Below are 16578 nucleotides of genomic sequence, written 5' to 3'. Positions count from 1 at the left end.
CCTGAACATAATCTGGTCCAGGATACTCATCAAGGATCACCATGCTGAACGAACGCGAAATTGAAAGCTGCTACCTGGGGCAGTTCATCCCGCTGCAATACCATCACAATATGCTGATGGATCAGAACCGCATGCACGGGTTCAAGTCGGCGATCGATTACGCGGTCAAGCCGGGCGCCAAGGTGCTGGAGCTGGGCGGTGGCACCGGCGTGCTGTCGTGGTTTGCGGCGGCCAAGGCGTCCAAGGTCTACTGCATCGAGTTCAATCCGGACATGGTGCAGGAAGCGCGCAGGTTTTTGGCGCTGAATCCCAACGGCGAAAAAGTGGAGGTGATCCATGCCGATGCTTTCGAATACCTGCCGCCGGAGCCGGTCGATGTGGTGATCTGCGAAATGATCCACGTCGGCATGCTGCGCGAGAAGCAGGTGGAGGTGATTGAATCGTTCAAGCGCCGTTACGCCGAACGGTTCGACGGTCCGCTGCCGATATTCCTGCCGGAAGCCGTCATCATGGCGGTGCAGCCGCTGCAGCAGGAGTACGATTTCGAGGGCTTCCATGCGCCGATCGTGCAGTTCCAGGACACCGCCGGGATTTATCCCGGCACGGTGGAGCTGGCCAGCCCGTCGGTGTACAGCATCATCGATTTCAACCAGCCGAATGAGCTGATTTATGCGTGGCAGGGCAAGTTCGTGGTGGATCGCAACGGCGAGGTGAACGCGATGCGCTTCGTCACCAAGAATATCCTGGCGGTGGTGCAAGACCGCTCGACCACCATCGACTGGCTGAATCCGTACATGACGGTGCCGCTCGCGACGCCGGTGCAGGCGCGCGAGGGCGATGTGCTGCAAGTCAGCTTCCAGTACCGCGCCGGCGGCTCGATCGCGTCGCTGCAAGCCTCGCTGCGCGCCGAAGTGCTGTACGAGGCCGTGCTGCAACCTTACCGCGCGCCGGCCTTCGCCTGATCAGCGGTTACCGTAGGTGCTTTGCAGCGCTTTGTCCGGACTGGATGGGTTGATGCTCAGCTGGTCCAGATGGCCGCGCGCATCCTGCAAGCCGGCGTTGTATTCCACTTCTTTCATCACATCGGCGTTGGCGATGGTCCATTCGCGGAAGGCCTGATCGGCCGCCGGCAGGATGCGCATCTCGGCCAGCACTTCATCCTGCGTGACGCCGCCCTTGGCCAGTTTGTCCAGCCAGGTCTGAGCCCAGGTCTGCAAATCTGGTTCGCGGATGTTATGCGCCATCAGCTTCAGGGCGTTGCGGGCGTGTGCCGCGTCGCCAACGTAGGCATAAGCCAGTGCCGCCGAGCGCGCCAGCGTATTCACTTCATGACCGTTGTCCCAGGCGGTGACGGCCGCCTGCAAGGTGGCGTCGTCCGGCACGGCACCGCTTTGCAGGCCGGTCAGGTGCAGCGCGTAGGCGGCTTCCGCCGATGACGGTTGCAAGGCCAGCGAACGGTTCAGCGCGGCGCGCGCGGCGTCCAGCTTTGACAGCTTCAGGTTTGCCAGTCCCAGCAGGTAAAACGCTTCTGCGTCCGGCTGTTGCGTGGCTTTGGCCAGATAGGGCAGCGCATCCTGCGGATTGCCCCAGTCGATCTGTGCCCGGCTCAGCGTGCGTTGCGCGTATTCGTTGGCGGGATAGCGGGCGGCCGACTCGCGCAGCTGGCGCAGCAGTCCTTCGCCAGCCTTGCGCGCCGGGCAGGATTTCAGCGCCGCCTCGGCCAGCACGAATTCGCCCGACGATTGCGGCAGGCTCTTGAACTCCATCACCGCCGCCGGCAGGTCCGGCACATCCACCTGCATCACTTTGACCGCTTGGCGGCGGTAGCGCCACAAGGTGGTGCCGAGGTCGGCCACTTTGATGCCCCAGGTTTGTTCAAACGCCTGCGGGATCGGCTCGCCGCGATACACCGCCGCCAGATAGCCGGGCAGGTGTTTGCGGTTTTCTTCGCTGGACAATATGTAATGCGTCAGCAGCCAGGAGCGGGCGGCGAATTCCAGCTTGACGCCAGCCTTGGAACCGTAGCCGCTGGTGCGGTTGTCGTTCTGCTGCAGCACGTCGGTGTAGTCCAGGCTGTACATCCGGCCTTTGTCGAGGAAGGTGTAATAGCGCGCGATATTGATCGGCATGCGGCCCAGCAGCATCTGCGCATCCGAGAAGCGCACGCTGGCGAAGTACTGCGCCATGCCGTCAATGAACGAGGTCGGCGAGCGGATATCGGTGTAACGGTAGATGAAGTGGCGGGTGTACGCTTCAAACAGATAGGCCAGGCTTTCATTCGGCAGCGCCTTGGGCAGGTCGGCATTGGTCAGCCGCTCCAGCTTGGCCAGGTGGACGCCGAAACCCTGCACGCCGGCGCTGCAGCTGTTGTACAGGCCGATGGCGTAGGGCGGCTGGCTGACCGCCAGCGCGTTCAGGTCGGTCGCGCGGCCGTGGTAGTAAAAGGTCAGCTTGGGCTCGGTGCCGGTGGTCTTCAGATAGGGCTGGGTGTAGATGCGCAGCATGTGGTCCAGCTTTTCCAGCTGGTTCAGCAGCAGCGCGACGTCGTCGTTGCTGGTGTCCGAATAGACGATGAAGTGCTGGCTTTCGACCCGGAACCATTCGGAAGCGTTGCGTTGGCCGGCCACCACCACGCTGGCCGACGCTGGCGCCGGTGCTTGCTGCTGGGCCTGCACGGCCAGACTGGCGCTGCCAAGCAGCAGCGCGATATACCACGGTTTCATCATAATGCTCCCGTTTGTCCCCAAAATGTCGCGATTGATCGCCGTTATCCGCAGTTGGTCGCACGATGATTGCCGGCGGCCCGCTACTCTATTAGAGTGACATTATAGACAATTATTTAACGCTATCGGGGGCTTGTCATGCTGAGTTTTATCTTGTGGCTGGGGTTGCTGTTCCTGTGCTGGCCGCTGGCTTTGCTGGCGCTGGTGATGTATCCGCTGCTGTGGCTGCTGCTGTTGCCGTTCCGCCTGATCGGCATCGGCGTCGAAGGCGTGTTTGAGCTGCTGCGCGCCATAGTCATGCTGCCGGCGCGCATTTTGGGCGGGACGCCGCGTTAAAAATCGACCATAAAGCCGGCGCCCAGCGACTTTTGCGAGTAGTTATAGTCGATCAGGCTCTGGCCATAACCGCTGAAGGCTTGCAGATAGCCTTTCAGATTGGCCGCCACCGGGAAGGCCCAGCCGGCCTTGACGGCGCCGTGACCGGTCTTGAAGTTGCGGCGCGCCGCGACAAACAGCTCATTGCCGTTGAAACGATAGTTGGCGGTAAGGTCGCCGTGCCCCATAAAATCGACGATGTCGATGTTGTCGTTATCCGAACGGGCGTTGTCCAGCCGCTTCCACAGGCGCAGCTGCAGACCAAACTTGCCTTTCTCCGCTCCCACTTCCGCATAGATCCGGTTCCAGCTGCGCGATAGCGTGGAGGTCTGGCCGTTCGATTGGTGATTCAGCGCCAGCGTCAGGTAACGCACGTCCAGCACACCCAGGTCCAGCGCCAGCGGCGTGGTCAGCATCAGCTCCGGCTGGTAGTTTGTTTCGCGGAACGGGCTGGAGGCGGCGCGGTTGTAGGCTTGCCAGAAGCTGTTCTGGGTGTAGCCGAACCACAGGTCGACCGGCGAGCTTAACAGCTGCTCGATCAGCTTCATCTTGAAACTGATCTGGTAAGTCAGCTCGACGTGCTTGGATTTGATGCCGGCAGGCGTAAACTCCTCAAAAGGCGCATCATTGGAGCTGGTGCTGTAATTCGCCAGTAGCAAATAGCTGTCACGATGCGGCCGGAAGTTGAACACGCCACGCTTGGACGAGCGGTCCAGTTCCCATTCCTGCACCATGCGCGACACCGTGTCTTCGGGCGGAATGGTGGTCAGCGCCGCGACCTTGGGCGACACCTTGGGTTCCGGCGGCGGCGCTGCGGGCTGGGTGCGTGGCGGCGCGTCCGCAGCGGGGACGGTGGCGACCTTATTGCCGGTGACGTCGGCGGCTGGCGGCACCACGGCATTGTCGCCGGCGGCCTGCACCACGGGGGCGGTTTTGGCCAGGCCGTCGTAGCAAGCCAGCCGGGCACTGGCGTCGCCCAGCACGGCGCAGCGTTCCAGCCGCAGTTCAAGGTCGGATACCTGGGCTAAAGCCAGAGCCGGCGCCATGCCGAAGGAGAGGATGAGGGTAGTTTTGGCTCGCATTGGCATGCAGATTTTCTGGTTGAGAGTTAAGCTGATGGATTATTCGAGAGACTACATTAATTGCCATTAAACACGTCGCACGCTAACGCGCTCTTGAATTCGGCCGGCAGTGCCGCACTTGAGAGCTCCTGGCAGTCTGTTCAAGGAGATTCGTGATGACCCGCAAGACCCCTATCGAGCGTTACCGCAATATCGGCATCAGCGCCCACATTGACGCTGGTAAAACCACGACCACGGAACGCATCCTGTTTTATACCGGAGTTAACCATAAAATTGGTGAGGTACATAACGGTGCCGCCACCATGGACTGGATGGAACAGGAACAGGAACGCGGCATCACCATCACCTCGGCGGCGACCACGGCCTTCTGGAAAGGCATGGCCGGCAATTTCCCTGAGCACCGCATCAATATCATCGACACCCCGGGCCACGTCGACTTCACGATTGAAGTCGAGCGCTCGATGCGGGTGCTGGACGGCGCGGTAATGGTGTACGACGCGGTCGGCGGCGTGCAGCCGCAGTCGGAAACCGTGTGGCGCCAGGCGAACAAATACCATGTGCCGCGCATCGCTTTCATCAACAAGATGGACCGCGTTGGGGCGGACTTCTTCCGCGTGCGCGAGCAGATCGCCAATCGCCTGAAAGGCGTGGCGGTGCCGATTCAGGTGCCGCTGGGCGCCGAGGATAACTTCCATGGCGTGATCGATCTGGTCAAGATGCGCGCGATTAACTGGGACGACGAGACGCTGGGCGTCAAGTTCACCTATGAGGATATCCCGGAGCATCTGCTGGCGGTGTCCCAGGAATGGCGCGAGAAAATGGTGGAAGCCGCCGCCGAAGGTTCACCCGAGCTGCTGGAAAAATATCTGGAAGGCGGCACGCTGAGCGAGGACGAGATCAAGTCCGGCCTGCGCCAGCGCACCATCCGCAACGAGATCGTGCCGATGCTGGCCGGTAGCGCCTTCAAGAATCGCGGCGTGCAGGCGATGCTGGATGCGGTGATCGAATATCTGCCGTCGCCGGTGGATGTGCCGGCGATCGCCGGTACCGACGAAGACGACCAGCCGATCGAACGCCATCCGACCGACAGCGATCCATTCTCGGCGCTGGCGTTCAAGATCATGACCGACCCGTTTGTCGGCCAGCTGACTTTCTTCCGCGTCTATTCCGGCGTGGTGAATTCGGGTGATACGGTGTACAACCCGACCAAGTCGCAGAAGGAGCGGCTGGGGCGCATCCTGCAGATGCATGCCAACGAGCGCAAGGAGATCAAAGAGGTGTACGCGGGTGATATCGCGGCGGCGGTCGGCCTGAAAGGCGTGACCACCGGCGATACGTTGAGCTCACCGGATCACGTGATCGTGCTGGAAAAGATGATCTTCCCCGAGCCGGTGATTTCGCAGGCGGTGGAGCCGAAAACCAAGGCTGACCAGGAAAAGATGGGCATCGCCCTGAACCGGCTGGCGCAGGAAGATCCATCGTTCCGCGTACACACCGACGAGGAATCGGGCCAGACCATCATGTCCGGCATGGGCGAACTGCATCTGGAGATTCTGGTGGATCGCATGAAGCGCGAATTCAGCGTCGAGGCGACCGTGGGCAAGCCGCAGGTGGCCTACCGCGAAACCATCACCAAGACCGCCAGCGATGTCGAGGGCAAGTTCGTCAAGCAGTCCGGCGGGCGCGGTCAGTACGGTCACGTGGTGCTGACGGTGGAACCGCTGGAACCCGGCAAGGGTTATGAGTTTGTCGACGCCATCAAAGGCGGCGTGGTGCCGCGCGAGTTCATCCCGGCGGTCGACAAGGGTATTCAGGAGACGCTGAAGCAGGGCGTGTTGGCCGGTTATCCGGTGGTTGACGTGCGCGCCACGCTGACCTTTGGTTCCTACCACGACGTCGACTCGAACGAGAATGCGTTCCGCATGGCTGGTTCGATGGCGTTCAAGGACGGCATGAAGCGCGCCGGCCCGGTGCTGCTGGAGCCGATGATGACGGTGGAGGTGGAGACGCCGGAAGAGTTCATGGGCAATGCCATGGGCGACTTGACGTCGCGGCGCGGCATGGTGCAGGGCATGGATGAAATTCCTGGCGGTGGCGGCAAGATCATCCGCGCCCTGGTGCCGCTGGCCGAGATGTTCGGCTACTCGACCACGCTGCGTTCGTTGACCCAGGGCCGGGCGACCTACACCATGGAGTTCAAGCACTATGCCGAAGTGCCGAAACACATCCTGGATCAGATCGCCGTGACCAAGGGCCGTGCTTAAAATGCCTTGAGCTTGAGCTGTATGGAGATGCCGCCATACAGCCGGTCCTTGTAGGTCGGGATGATGGCGACGTTGACGCCCACACGCTGGTATTCATAGCTGAGGGTAGGGATGGCGGCGGGGAACCAGCCGCCATTTCGCATTTTTGGGTAGCCGTCGAAGCCGCCCACCACCGCGCCGATGCGCACCGGACCGACTTTCCAGGGCTGGTAGTAGACGCCGACATAATTGGAATAGGCGCGGTCGCTGTTATAGAAGCGGCCGGCGGTGACCGAGGCCACGGTCGAGAAGCGATATTCGGCGCCCAGGCCGCCGTTGGCGCCATTCAGGTCTTTGTCGCGCTGGAAGTGCCAGGTGTAAAAACCACCATTGAGCCACAGTTCCTGCGCCGGCGCCGATTCGATGGTCTCGAAAGTATCGGCCGCCGCCGCGCCGGACAGGCAAGCCAGCACAACCAGCCCGGCAATACGCACATGTTTCATCATCTGAAGCTTCTTTCCTGGTTCAGGGTTCGGTTAAGGACGTTGGATTATAGCGAATCATGGGCATGCGCAGCGGCATGCGATGCCCCGTCAAAACTGACGTATGATGTCGGAATGCAACTACTCCGATATTCCTCGTGCATATTGCTGGCGCTGGTCGTCGACATCGCTCAGGGCGCCGAATGGCGTGGTCTGGTCGATGTGCGCGCGGTCGATGCGGACAGCGATCGCAGTTTCCTCGACAGCGGCCTGGGCAAGCTGCGCTACGACAGCGGCTCGCCGCTGCTGAGCATAGGCCAGGCCGTGCTGCGTGGCGATGCGGATATTAGCGACAGCTTCTCCGCCAGCCTGGAGCTGAGCGCCGATCAGCAGCATCGCGGCGTGGTCGATGTGCGCGAGGCTTTCCTGAGTTGGAATCCACTGCCGTCGGGCGCGTGGAAAACCCGCGTCAAGGCCGGTTTCTTTTTTCCGCCCACCAGCGTCGAAATCGATTACGACAGCGTGGGCTGGGTCCCCAGGCACACCATTTCCAGTTCCGCCATCAACAGCTGGATAGGCGAAGAGGTGCGCACCAAGGGGTTGGAGTGGAGCGCCCGCCGGCTGGGCCGCTACAGTGATGCGCCTTACGACGTCGGTGTATTGGCCGCTGTTTTTACCGGCAACGACCCTACCGGCACACTGCTGGCGTGGCGCGGCTGGTCGATCAGTGACCGTATTGGTGGCCTTAACGATACTGTGAAGCTGGCTGACCTGCCGGTGTACCGGCGCACCGGAGCCATCCCGCGTCAGTGGCGCGACATCCATCCATACCGCGAAATCGACGGCCGGCTGGGCTACTATGCCGGTGCCAATCTGAATTTCGGCTCCGTGCTGGAGCTGGCCGCACTGCATTACGACAATCTCGGCGACCCCATGGTGGTGAAGGACTGGCAGTACAGTTGGCGCACCCGTTTCAACCATGTCAGCGCGGTATGGCGTCCGCGCGGAGAGTGGGAGTTGCTGGCGCAGGCGATGCGTGGCGATACCTTGATGGGACCGAATGCGGTGGCCGTCACCTTTCAGTCCTGGTATGTGCTAGCCAGTCACCCGCTGGGTAGCGGTACGGCGGCGGTTCGTTACGATCGTTTCCTGACCCGCGAGCACGACATCCTGCCATCGGACCCGAATAACGAGGACGGCGACGGCTTGGCGCTGGCGTATGACTTGGCGTTGTCCGACAGCCTGTCGCTGATGACGGAGGCGCTTTGGGTGCGCAGCGATCGTGCCGCGCGCAGCCTGATCGCCACGTCGCCGCAGCAGACGGATCGCAGCCTGACGGTGTCTCTGCGCTGGCGCTTCTAGAATTTCGCGTATATTTCAGGCAAGCAAGCGCCGCGCAGCTAAGGGGGACGGATTGGACAGCGCTTCGTAATTTCGTGTAAAAGTGACAATTCGAGAGGAAATATAACTGATTAAAAGCGCAAAATGACATGCTTTACCGGAGGATGTCGTGAAACTGGCTATTTTCAGATCATTCGCTCTCGTTGCCGCAATGTGTTTGCTGTCGTCCTGCGCCACGCAAATCAGCGGCTCGTCCGAACTTGCGTCGCTCGCGCCAGCACCCGCTCCCGTTGCTAGCGAACCGTCGCCACAACCGACGCCGTTGGCTGCGCCAGATCCGTCAGCGCCGCCGCGCATCGTGGCGACGCCCATTATCAACCCAGTACTAGTGACAGGTTCACGCCCTCCGCCGCGCGCGAGCCATGACGGAAGGAAAGTGCCCAACCCGCCGCCAGCGTCTCTTCCTGCTCAACCGCCAGCGGCTGGCGAAGTCTCGCCCAACGGCAGCATGGCGTTTCATATTCCAGCCAAAATGACAGAGGGCGTCGCCTCACGCGTGGATTTATGGATCGCCTTGAACATGCCTGCGGATCAGTTGAAGGCAAAGCTGGCCGAAGCCTTGCAGATGGACAGCGACAATATCAAAATCGAGGTGAAGCCTGGAGCAAAAGACCCTGCGGCTGGGGGAGAGCAAGTGCGTGGCCGCGACCAGGTGTATGTGGGACAGCATATGACTGCGACCTTAAGCGGCAACGAAGCCGACTTCATTATTATTCCCTCAGGGCCAGCCGGCAAATCCCTGATCAACGAAGGCATGGCCCGCTGGGACTGGTCCGTGACACCCAAGCATGCCAGCGGCAGCGCCGCACTCAAGCTGGTGCTGCAAGCCAGCATCGACCGTGGCGTCGACCAAGATGCATTCCCAAGCGTGCATGAGAGCATTGCGGTGGAGGCGGCGCCGCAGACGCTGTGGCAGAAATCTATCAGGCTCATCAAAGCTGCCACGGAAGGAGTCACATTGATCAATGGCTTGCTGTCGCTGCTGGGCCTGGCCAGTGTGGCGGGTTTGCTGGGCCGTTTGAAGCAAAGCTTTAGCCGCCGCAGCTCCGCTGCGCCAACAGTCCCGCCAGCGCAGCAGGGCGAAGAGGATCCGGCGCCAGCACGTATGCGTGGCTAATTCGCGCTCCCCAAGACCCTGCTGCATCTTCTGCGAAAAAATTCGTAATCCCGGCCGACCCTCTTCTAGATTGTGATGCGCCAGCCGCGTCGCCAGGCATAGGCCATCGCCAGCCAGAACACGGCGGTGAAGGCGGCGGCGAACGCCATTGATGCGAATTCCGGTCCGAACAGCGGCGCCAGGGGGACGCGGAACACATGTTCGTACAGCGGACCTAGTACGCCGCCGGCCGATAGCAGGCAGGTCGCCAGCCAGGAGCCAGCATAGGCGGTGATGGCGTTGACACCCATCGCGCGGCCCAGCGGCGGCCAGCCTCGCGCGTCGATCAAATACGCGGCCAGGGCGATCAGCAACATGCCGAATCCGCCGCTCCACAGCACAAACGACGAGGTCCACAACTGCTTGTTCAATGGGAGTAGCAGCGACCAGGTGGCGCCAATCAGCATCGCCGCGATTCCCGCGATAGCCAGTATGCCAATCCGGCGGCCGCGTAGCCAATCGCCCGCACGTAATCCCAGCAGCACCGTGCCCAGCGCCGGCAGCGTGCCCAGTACACCTTCGGGATCGTGGGCCAGGCCGGTGGTCGGGTTGTATTGGTAGGCGAAATGTCCCAGCAGCGCGGTATCGATGCGGTCGGCCAGATTGGCGCCGGGCTCCAGCCCTCCTGTATTAAGCAGTAGCGCCCAATAACCGAGCAGGATGGCTGCCAACAGCGCCCATTGAAGGCGCGCGCTGCGCAGGCAGATCGCTATCAGGCCACCGGCGGCAAAGCAGATGCCTATCCTTTGCAATACGCCGGGCAGGCGCATCTCGCGGTCATGCAGCAGTAGCGCGGCGGCGGCGTTGAGCGCAATCCCCAGCAGCAGAATGCGCGCACCGCGCAGCAGGACTGCGCGCGCCATGGCCTGGGGCGGTGTCGCCGTTTCAAATTGACGGCTCAGCGCAAGCTGGAGCGAGACGCCGACGATCAGCATAAACACCGGGAAAATCAGATCGGCGGGCGTGCAGCCGTGCCATTCCGCGTGCTCCAGCCAGGGATAGACGTGAGACCAGTCGCCGGCGTCGTTCACCAGCAGCATGGCTGCCACAGTCAGGCCACGCACGGCGTCGATAGAGGTGATGCGCATAGTGTTCAGAGTTGTAGTTTGATGTGCAGACGATTGAGCGGCACCGCCATCGCCACGATGATCACCGCATAGGTCATCGCCCACAGCAAGCCTGGCCAGCCGGCTCCCAGCACGGCGGGAAACGACTGGTGCAGCAGCTGCATGGCGGCGTAGACGATGTACGGGATGATGTAGACCAGCAGCGGGTTGGCGGCGGCGGGACGCAAGCAGACGGTCCATCCGCTCCAGCGCTTCAGGTCCACGATCCAGTACAGGGCGGCGAACAACAGCACACAGATGGCGGCACTATACAGCGCCCAGCTGGGCGTGGCATGGATCTTGGAGATGCCGAATACGGGCCGTAGCAACCAGGCCAGCACCGCCAGTCCCGCCGCCAGCAGCAAGGCGCGGGCAAATCGCTGGCGCTGGTGACCGGCGAAGAAGATCTGTGCGGTCAACATCCCGCACAGTGCGATCACTGTATGGGTGGCGTCTTCGTAGCGTGATGCGGCCGTACCGGCAAGGATGAGTAAAGTGATCGCAAGCTGGTGGCTGCGTGTGAGGCGCCATGCAATGGCGCTGTACAGGTACGCCCAGCCGATCAGTCCCAGTATGCCCCACCACTGCGGCGCCAGACGCGTGCTGCCGTCCGGGCCGCCCCGGAACTGCAGCGCCAGCGCCACCAGCCCAGCCAGGCCCAGCGCGCGCAGCACCCATGCCACGCCCGGGCGCCGGAAGCGGTACACCGCCCACACCAGCAGGGCGCAGCCGTAGAACAGCAGCGACCACAGATGGATGGAGAATCCCATCGCCGCCTCGTTATAGCCTTCCTCGGCATTGACCATGAAGACCCCGAGCACCAGCAGCCCTGCGGTACGGGCCAGCACATGGCGCCACAGCCGCCAACCATGATCGCCGGCCGCTTCCCGCTGCGCCATCGCAAATGGCATCGACATGCCGACAATGAACAGGAAGGCCGGGAAGACCACGTCCGGGAAGGTCATCGCGTCCGCATCGGCCGGGGCGTGATCGAGCCAGGCCGGCATGCCACGCACGCCGGCCAGCGTGTTCACGAAGATCATGACCAGGATGGTGATGCCGCGGAAGGCATCGATTGCCAGGATACGCTCAGGTTTAGAGTTTTCCACGCAGCCCCAGATAGTATTGACGACCGTTGGAGTACGAAGCGATAGGCTGGTCCTTGTTCATGCCGTAGTAGCGCAGCACGGCGTTGTTGAGGTTCAGCGCATCGAAGGTAATCGACAGGTTCTCGTTGATCTTGTAATTGAGCGATGCGGCCAGATTGCCGGTGCCGGCCATCACCTGCGGGAAGCTGTTATACAGGCCGCCGGAGAAGGCCGAACGGTAGGTGTAGGCCAACCGCGCGCTCAGTTTGTCGTCCTCGTAATATGCCTCGGCATTGTAGGTGGTTTTGGAATTGCCCACCACCGCCAGCCCGTCGTCCGCCTTGCCATCGGTGTAGGTGTAGTTGGCCAGCGCGCCAAAGCCGCCCCAGATGTGCTGCTGCCACGCCAGTTCCACGCCCCGGTTGGTGGCGCCGATATTGGTCGGCGACGAAATCGTGTAGCTGTCGAAGCGCTTGAAGGAATTGTTGTAGTAGGTGAGGTTGGCCGTGCCGTACGTGACGTAGGACGACATGTCCATGTAAAACACACCCGCCGACAGCAGCGACTTCGGTGCGAAATACCATTCCAGCGCGGCGTCGTAATTGAGCGAGCGCACCGGTTTCAGATTCGGATTGCCGCTGCTGCCGGTCAGATTGGTATCGTTCAGCGTAACCGCGCCGACCATGGCGCTGTAGTCGGCGCGCGCCATGGTCTTGGCCACAGCGACCCGGCCCACCAGCGTTGGCGACAGATCGAACTTGAAGTTCGCGCTGGGGAGTACGTCGTTGTAGCTACGCTGGTTCAGCGTCGGCGTGTACTCGCCGTTGACGTTGTCCTGGCCGATCGGATTGTCGCCACCGGGAATATTGGTGATGGTGGCCTGGTTGGTATGCACCAGCCGCACGCCGACATTGCCGCGCCAGCCGTCGCCCGCCAGATTCAGCATGCCGTAGGCCGCGCTGACTTTTTCGCGCACATCCAGCTCGCCGGCCCAGTTGCGGGTAGTCGCGCCGCCGGTCAGGTCGTATTGCGCCGCCCAGGCGGCGATTGCGGCCGGATCGATCTGCCACACGTTGCGCAGGAAGCCGGCGCCGGTGCTGATGCCGCTGCCGAAGTTGGACGGATAGGTGGCGCCGCTCCATTGCGGCAGCGGTGCGGAGGTGGTGCCGTCGCACACGGCGCAGCTGCGGTTCTCCGGCTGACTCACATTGCGGTGATGCTCCGCGTAGCGCACGCCGAATTTGGCCGACTCCATGACGCCACGGTCCAGTCGCAACTCACCATCCAGTTGGGCGTATTTTTCCGTGTCCAGCGTGACCACATGCGAGCCCCAGGCGGAAGCCGTCACATAGCCGGTGAAGCTGGAGGTGTCCGCGCCAGGGAAGGACATCAGCGCCGGCGACATGCCGTTCAGCGTGTAGCTGGAGCCGACCCCGGTCAGTCCGGCCTCGTAGCCGATGTCCGCCGGCGTCTTGCCGGTACCGCGCGTATAGCCTGCGCTGCCGGTGATGCGCAAGTTCTCGTTGACGCGGTAGCTGCCATCGAGGTCGATATAGGCCGAAGAGGACGAGGAGCCGGGGCGGTAGATCTGGTCACCGAAGGCGGCGTACAACGACGGGTTATACGGCTGGGTGGCGCTGACCGCCGGGTACTGCGACGCCGGAATCGTGGCCGACACCAGGGTGCCGCTTTTGATCACATACGACGATGGCACCACGCCGACCGAGGCACCGGTGACAGGATCGGTCGCGTTCAGATTGCCGGCGATGTTGTTGTAGAAGCTGCGGTTGTAGTTGGCTGCGTCCAGCGAGGAACTAAAGCCGTTGATATCGAAGCTGAAATCGCGCGATGGCTTGAATTGCAAATCAATGGCGCCGCCGGTACGCTTGCGCTCCTGCTCAAACAGCGAGGCGCTGATGCCGGCCGGCGCCAGCACGCCGGCCAGCTCGGGATGGGCCTTGGCCGCGTTGCTTTCCGCGTCGATCGGGGCGTAGCCGTAGAATTCCTGGCCGTCGCGCCGCTCGTGGCGCTTCTCGGAAAACAGCTGCAGCAGGACGCCGAAGGTCTTGGCGTCGTTCTTCCACGCGAACAGCGCGTTCATTTGCGGATCGGTCTTGCGCGGCAGGTCGGCGTAGATGGCTTGTACCGTGGCTTCGGCGGTGAACTGCTTTTTGAAGTCCAGCGGCTTGCGAGTTTCAATGTTGACCGAGCCGGCCACGCCGCCTTCGACCATGTCCGCCTGCTGGCTTTTCTGTACCGTGACGGCGCTGACGATTTCCGAAGGCAGCAGCGCGTAGCTCACACTGCGTCCGACCGCCCCGGCCTGGTCCAGCACAAACCAGTCGCCGGTGCCGATGGCATGGCCGTTTACCAGCGTTTGCGTCAGACTGGAGCTGGTGCCGCGTATGCTGACCCGGTCATTTTCGGCAAAGCCACCTTCACCGCCGGCGGAGGATGAGATGTTCACACCCGGCACCCGCTGTACCGCATCGGCCACGTTCTTGTCCGGCAGTTTGCCGATGTCCTCGGCCGACACCACTTCGGCCAGGGTATCGCTGTTGCGCTTGCGGGTCAGCGCCTGCTCCAGCGAGGCGCGAATGCCGGACACCACCACTTGCTCCATCGGCTTGTCGGCCTCCTGCGCCCAGGACTGGCCTGCGCTACAGGCCAACATCATCAAGACAGCCGATGCAATCGGCGTCGGTGCGGTTCTCATGCGTTCCATTGCTCTCCCTCGTCTGGTGGTGGATTTATTAGTCGATTCTGGCCAGCCTTCCTTAACTAAATCGAAAAGAAACCTTAATGTTTGCCTAAGACTGTGGCGCGCAGGCGATTGACTTGGTTGCAATAAAGTGCGTAGATATCGGCCATGAGAACACGAGGTACGCATAGATGAAGATATGCCTGGTCGAAGATGATCTGGAACTGGGCCGGGCGCTCCAGTCGTCGCTGCAGGATGCGGGGCAGGAGGTGGTCTGGGTGCGCCGCGCCAGCGATGCACGCCGCTGGCTGGATAGCGAGCCATTCGATGCCGCGCTGCTGGATCTCGGTCTGCCCGATGGTAACGGCATGGACCTGCTGCGCGAGCTGCGCGCCGCCGGCCATCGGCTACCGGTGCTGGTGATCACCGCGCGCGAGAGCCTGGAGGACCGGCTCAATGGACTGGATCGCGGCGCCGACGATTATCTGGTTAAACCGTTTGCCGTCAGCGAGCTGCTGGCGCGGCTGCGCGCGGTGATGCGGCGCGTCACCGGCTGGAGCGAAAACGGTGAACCGGTGTGGAAGGTGAAGGATCTGGTGCTGGACGAAAAACGCATGCTGCTAACGCGCGGCGGCGCCAATGTGGTGCTGTCGAAAACTGAATTCGCGCTGCTGCATGCGCTGATGCGTTATCCGGAGCGGGTGCTGACCCGGCGCGAGCTGGAGGCGCGCGCACTGCCGCACAGCGAGGGCGCGGCGCTGGACGTGCACATGTCGCATCTGCGCCAGAAAATCGGTGAAGGCTATATCCGCACCGTGCGCGGCGTCGGTTACGTGGTCGACAAATGACGCACCGCTCGCTGTTCCGCCGGCTGCTGCTGGGCTTCGTGTCGGTGATGGCGCTGGTGTGGCTGGCCAATCTGGCGCTGGACGTCTACGAAACGCGCACCGCCAAGCGGCGCGACATGCAGCGCGAACTGCGCGCCAGTGTGCTGCGGATTCTGGTGGTGATGCAGACCATGGAAGGGCGTCAGCCGGAGCAGATACAGCCGGTGGTGCGTCAGATGGAGCAGCTGCATTACGCGCTGTACAAAGAGCTGGGCTGGTACACCCCGGCGCTGCAGACGCAGGTGTGGCGCGATGGACGGTTGCTGTATCAGTCGCCGGACGCGGGGCTGCCACCCACCGATGCCGCCGCCGGCCCGTATCGCCAGCCGCTGCGCGATGGCTGGGTGGTGGCGGTGGAGAGCGATCCAGCGACCGGGGTCACGGTGCGCATGACAACCGAGGTGATAGGCGAGTGGCTGCTGCAGGTGTCCAGCGTCGGCTACTATCTGTCGCCGCTGCTGTTCAGCATTCCGTTCCTGCTGCTGCCGGCGTGGTTCATCATCCGCGCCGGCTTGCGTCCTTTGCGCAGCATCGTCGGCGAGATCGAGCAGCGTTCCGGTACCAATTTGAGTTCGCTGGCGCCGTCGCCGTATCAGGAATTATCGCCACTGGTGGCGGCGGTCAACCGGCTGATGGAGCGGCTCAAGGAGCGGCTGGAGCGCGAGCAGGAATTCCTGGTGGACGCCGCGCATGAACTGAAAACGCCGCTCTCCGTCATCCAGATCAATGCCGAAAGCCTGGAGCAGGCACGCACGCCGGAGCGGCTAGAGGAGGCGGGCCGTGGATTGCGCACCGGCGTGGCGCGCGCCACCCATACGGTGCATCAGTTGCTGGCGTTGGCCCGTTCGGGTAGCGACCGAGATCAAGCCAGCCTGCTGCCGCTGGATCTGGTGGAACTGGTGGCGGACCGCCTGGCGCTGGCCGGGCAACTGGCGGCCATGCGCGGCATCGAGATCGAATTGCAGGCGCCGGAGCACTGCGTGCTGCCGCTGCATCTGGAAAGCATGGCGTCGCTGCTCGATAACCTGGTCAGCAACGCGGTTAAATACTCGCCATCGGCGGGCCGTGTGACGGTGGCGATCGCGGCGTCGGCCGAGCGGGTGGTGCTGTCGGTTGTGGACCAGGGTCCGGGGATCGCGCCGGCGATGCAGCGCAAGGTCTTCGAGCGCTTCTTCCGCCTGCCGGGGCAGGACCAGCCGGGCAGTGGGCTGGGATTGGCCATCGCGGAGCGGGCGGCGGCTTACAACCAGGCCGCCATTCAGCTGGCCAACCGCGCCGATGGCCCCGGACTGCGGGTTGAAGTGGTGTTTCAGCGTGGCTGAACACGCGGATAT

The 16578-nt window shown here is 62.5% G+C and carries 14 protein-coding genes; 7 read left to right on the top strand and 7 right to left on the bottom strand.

What is annotated here, in order from left to right; all coding sequences use genetic code 11:
- Window positions 1-41: 41 nt before the first annotated feature.
- Entirely contained in the window at window positions 42-962 is a 921-nt protein-coding gene (locus GJ699_RS17975) for a class I SAM-dependent methyltransferase (protein WP_154378746.1), read from the top strand.
- Here GJ699_RS17975 and GJ699_RS17970 read toward each other — a convergent pair whose 3' ends face one another.
- Window positions 963-2726, bottom strand: coding sequence for a tetratricopeptide repeat protein (locus GJ699_RS17970; protein ID WP_154378744.1), 1764 nt, complete (start codon window positions 2724-2726; stop codon window positions 963-965).
- Window positions 2727-2861: 135 nt separating this feature from the next.
- Here GJ699_RS17970 and GJ699_RS17965 point away from each other — a divergent pair, with 135 nt between their 5' ends.
- Window positions 2862-3059, top strand: a complete 198-nt coding sequence (locus GJ699_RS17965; protein WP_154378742.1) for a hypothetical protein — start codon at window positions 2862-2864, stop codon at window positions 3057-3059.
- Here GJ699_RS17965 and GJ699_RS17960 read toward each other — a convergent pair.
- Complete coding sequence (locus tag GJ699_RS17960; protein WP_229262159.1) at window positions 3056-4180, bottom strand: phospholipase A; 1125 nt, start codon at window positions 4178-4180, stop codon at window positions 3056-3058. The genes GJ699_RS17965 and GJ699_RS17960 overlap by 4 nt on opposite strands.
- Window positions 4181-4335: 155 nt before the next feature.
- Between GJ699_RS17960 and fusA the strand changes: the two genes are divergently transcribed.
- A complete protein-coding gene (gene fusA / locus GJ699_RS17955; RefSeq protein WP_154378740.1) occupies window positions 4336-6444 on the top strand; it encodes an elongation factor G in 2109 nt (702 codons plus the stop codon).
- On the opposite strand, the gene GJ699_RS17950 is transcribed toward fusA, so the two are convergent.
- Window positions 6441-6929 (bottom strand): hypothetical protein, encoded by a 489-nt coding sequence (locus tag GJ699_RS17950; RefSeq protein WP_154378738.1) that lies wholly within the window; start codon window positions 6927-6929, stop codon window positions 6441-6443. The two genes, fusA and GJ699_RS17950, sit on opposite strands and share 4 nt — an antisense overlap.
- 111 nt (window positions 6930-7040) lie before the next feature.
- Between GJ699_RS17950 and GJ699_RS17945 the strand changes: the two genes are divergently transcribed.
- Window positions 7041-8267, top strand: a complete 1227-nt coding sequence (locus GJ699_RS17945; RefSeq protein ID WP_154378736.1) for a hypothetical protein — start codon at window positions 7041-7043, stop codon at window positions 8265-8267.
- Between the two features lie 15 nt (window positions 8268-8282).
- Here GJ699_RS17945 and GJ699_RS17940 read toward each other — a convergent pair whose 3' ends face one another.
- On the bottom strand, window positions 8283-8618 hold the full coding sequence (locus GJ699_RS17940) for a hypothetical protein (protein WP_154378734.1): 336 nt from the start codon (window positions 8616-8618) through the stop codon (window positions 8283-8285).
- Window positions 8619-8754: 136 nt separating this feature from the next.
- On the opposite strand from GJ699_RS17940, the gene GJ699_RS17935 reads away from it, so the two are divergent.
- Window positions 8755-9423, top strand: coding sequence for a hypothetical protein (locus GJ699_RS17935; RefSeq protein WP_154378732.1), 669 nt, complete (start codon window positions 8755-8757; stop codon window positions 9421-9423).
- A 65-nt stretch (window positions 9424-9488) separates the two neighbouring features.
- Here the strand turns inward: GJ699_RS17935 and GJ699_RS17930 are convergent, their stop codons facing one another.
- From GJ699_RS17930 to GJ699_RS17920, 3 genes are read right to left on the bottom strand one after another with little or no spacing between them, the layout of a single operon-like run.
- On the bottom strand, window positions 9489-10550 hold the full coding sequence (locus GJ699_RS17930) for an acyltransferase family protein (RefSeq protein ID WP_154378730.1): 1062 nt from the start codon (window positions 10548-10550) through the stop codon (window positions 9489-9491).
- Window positions 10551-10555: 5 nt separating this feature from the next.
- Entirely contained in the window at window positions 10556-11677 is a 1122-nt protein-coding gene (locus tag GJ699_RS17925; RefSeq protein ID WP_154378728.1) for a DUF5009 domain-containing protein, read from the bottom strand.
- On the bottom strand, window positions 11664-14381 hold the full coding sequence (locus GJ699_RS17920) for a TonB-dependent receptor (protein ID WP_154378726.1): 2718 nt from the start codon (window positions 14379-14381) through the stop codon (window positions 11664-11666). Before GJ699_RS17920 ends, GJ699_RS17925 begins: the two co-directional genes overlap by 14 nt.
- A 167-nt stretch (window positions 14382-14548) precedes the next feature.
- Here GJ699_RS17920 and GJ699_RS17915 point away from each other — a divergent pair, with 167 nt between their 5' ends.
- Entirely contained in the window at window positions 14549-15205 is a 657-nt protein-coding gene (locus GJ699_RS17915; protein WP_154378724.1) for a response regulator transcription factor, read from the top strand.
- Entirely contained in the window at window positions 15202-16566 is a 1365-nt protein-coding gene (locus GJ699_RS17910; protein ID WP_154378722.1) for an ATP-binding protein, read from the top strand. The genes GJ699_RS17915 and GJ699_RS17910 overlap by 4 nt, the downstream gene beginning before the upstream one ends.
- The last annotated feature ends 12 nt before the right edge of the window (window positions 16567-16578 follow it).

Origin of the sequence: Duganella guangzhouensis (assembly GCF_009674535.1) — a bacterium.
Classification (GTDB): Bacteria; Pseudomonadota; Gammaproteobacteria; order Burkholderiales; family Burkholderiaceae_D; genus Rugamonas; species Rugamonas guangzhouensis.
This window is presented reverse-complemented; position numbering and strand designations above follow the sequence as displayed.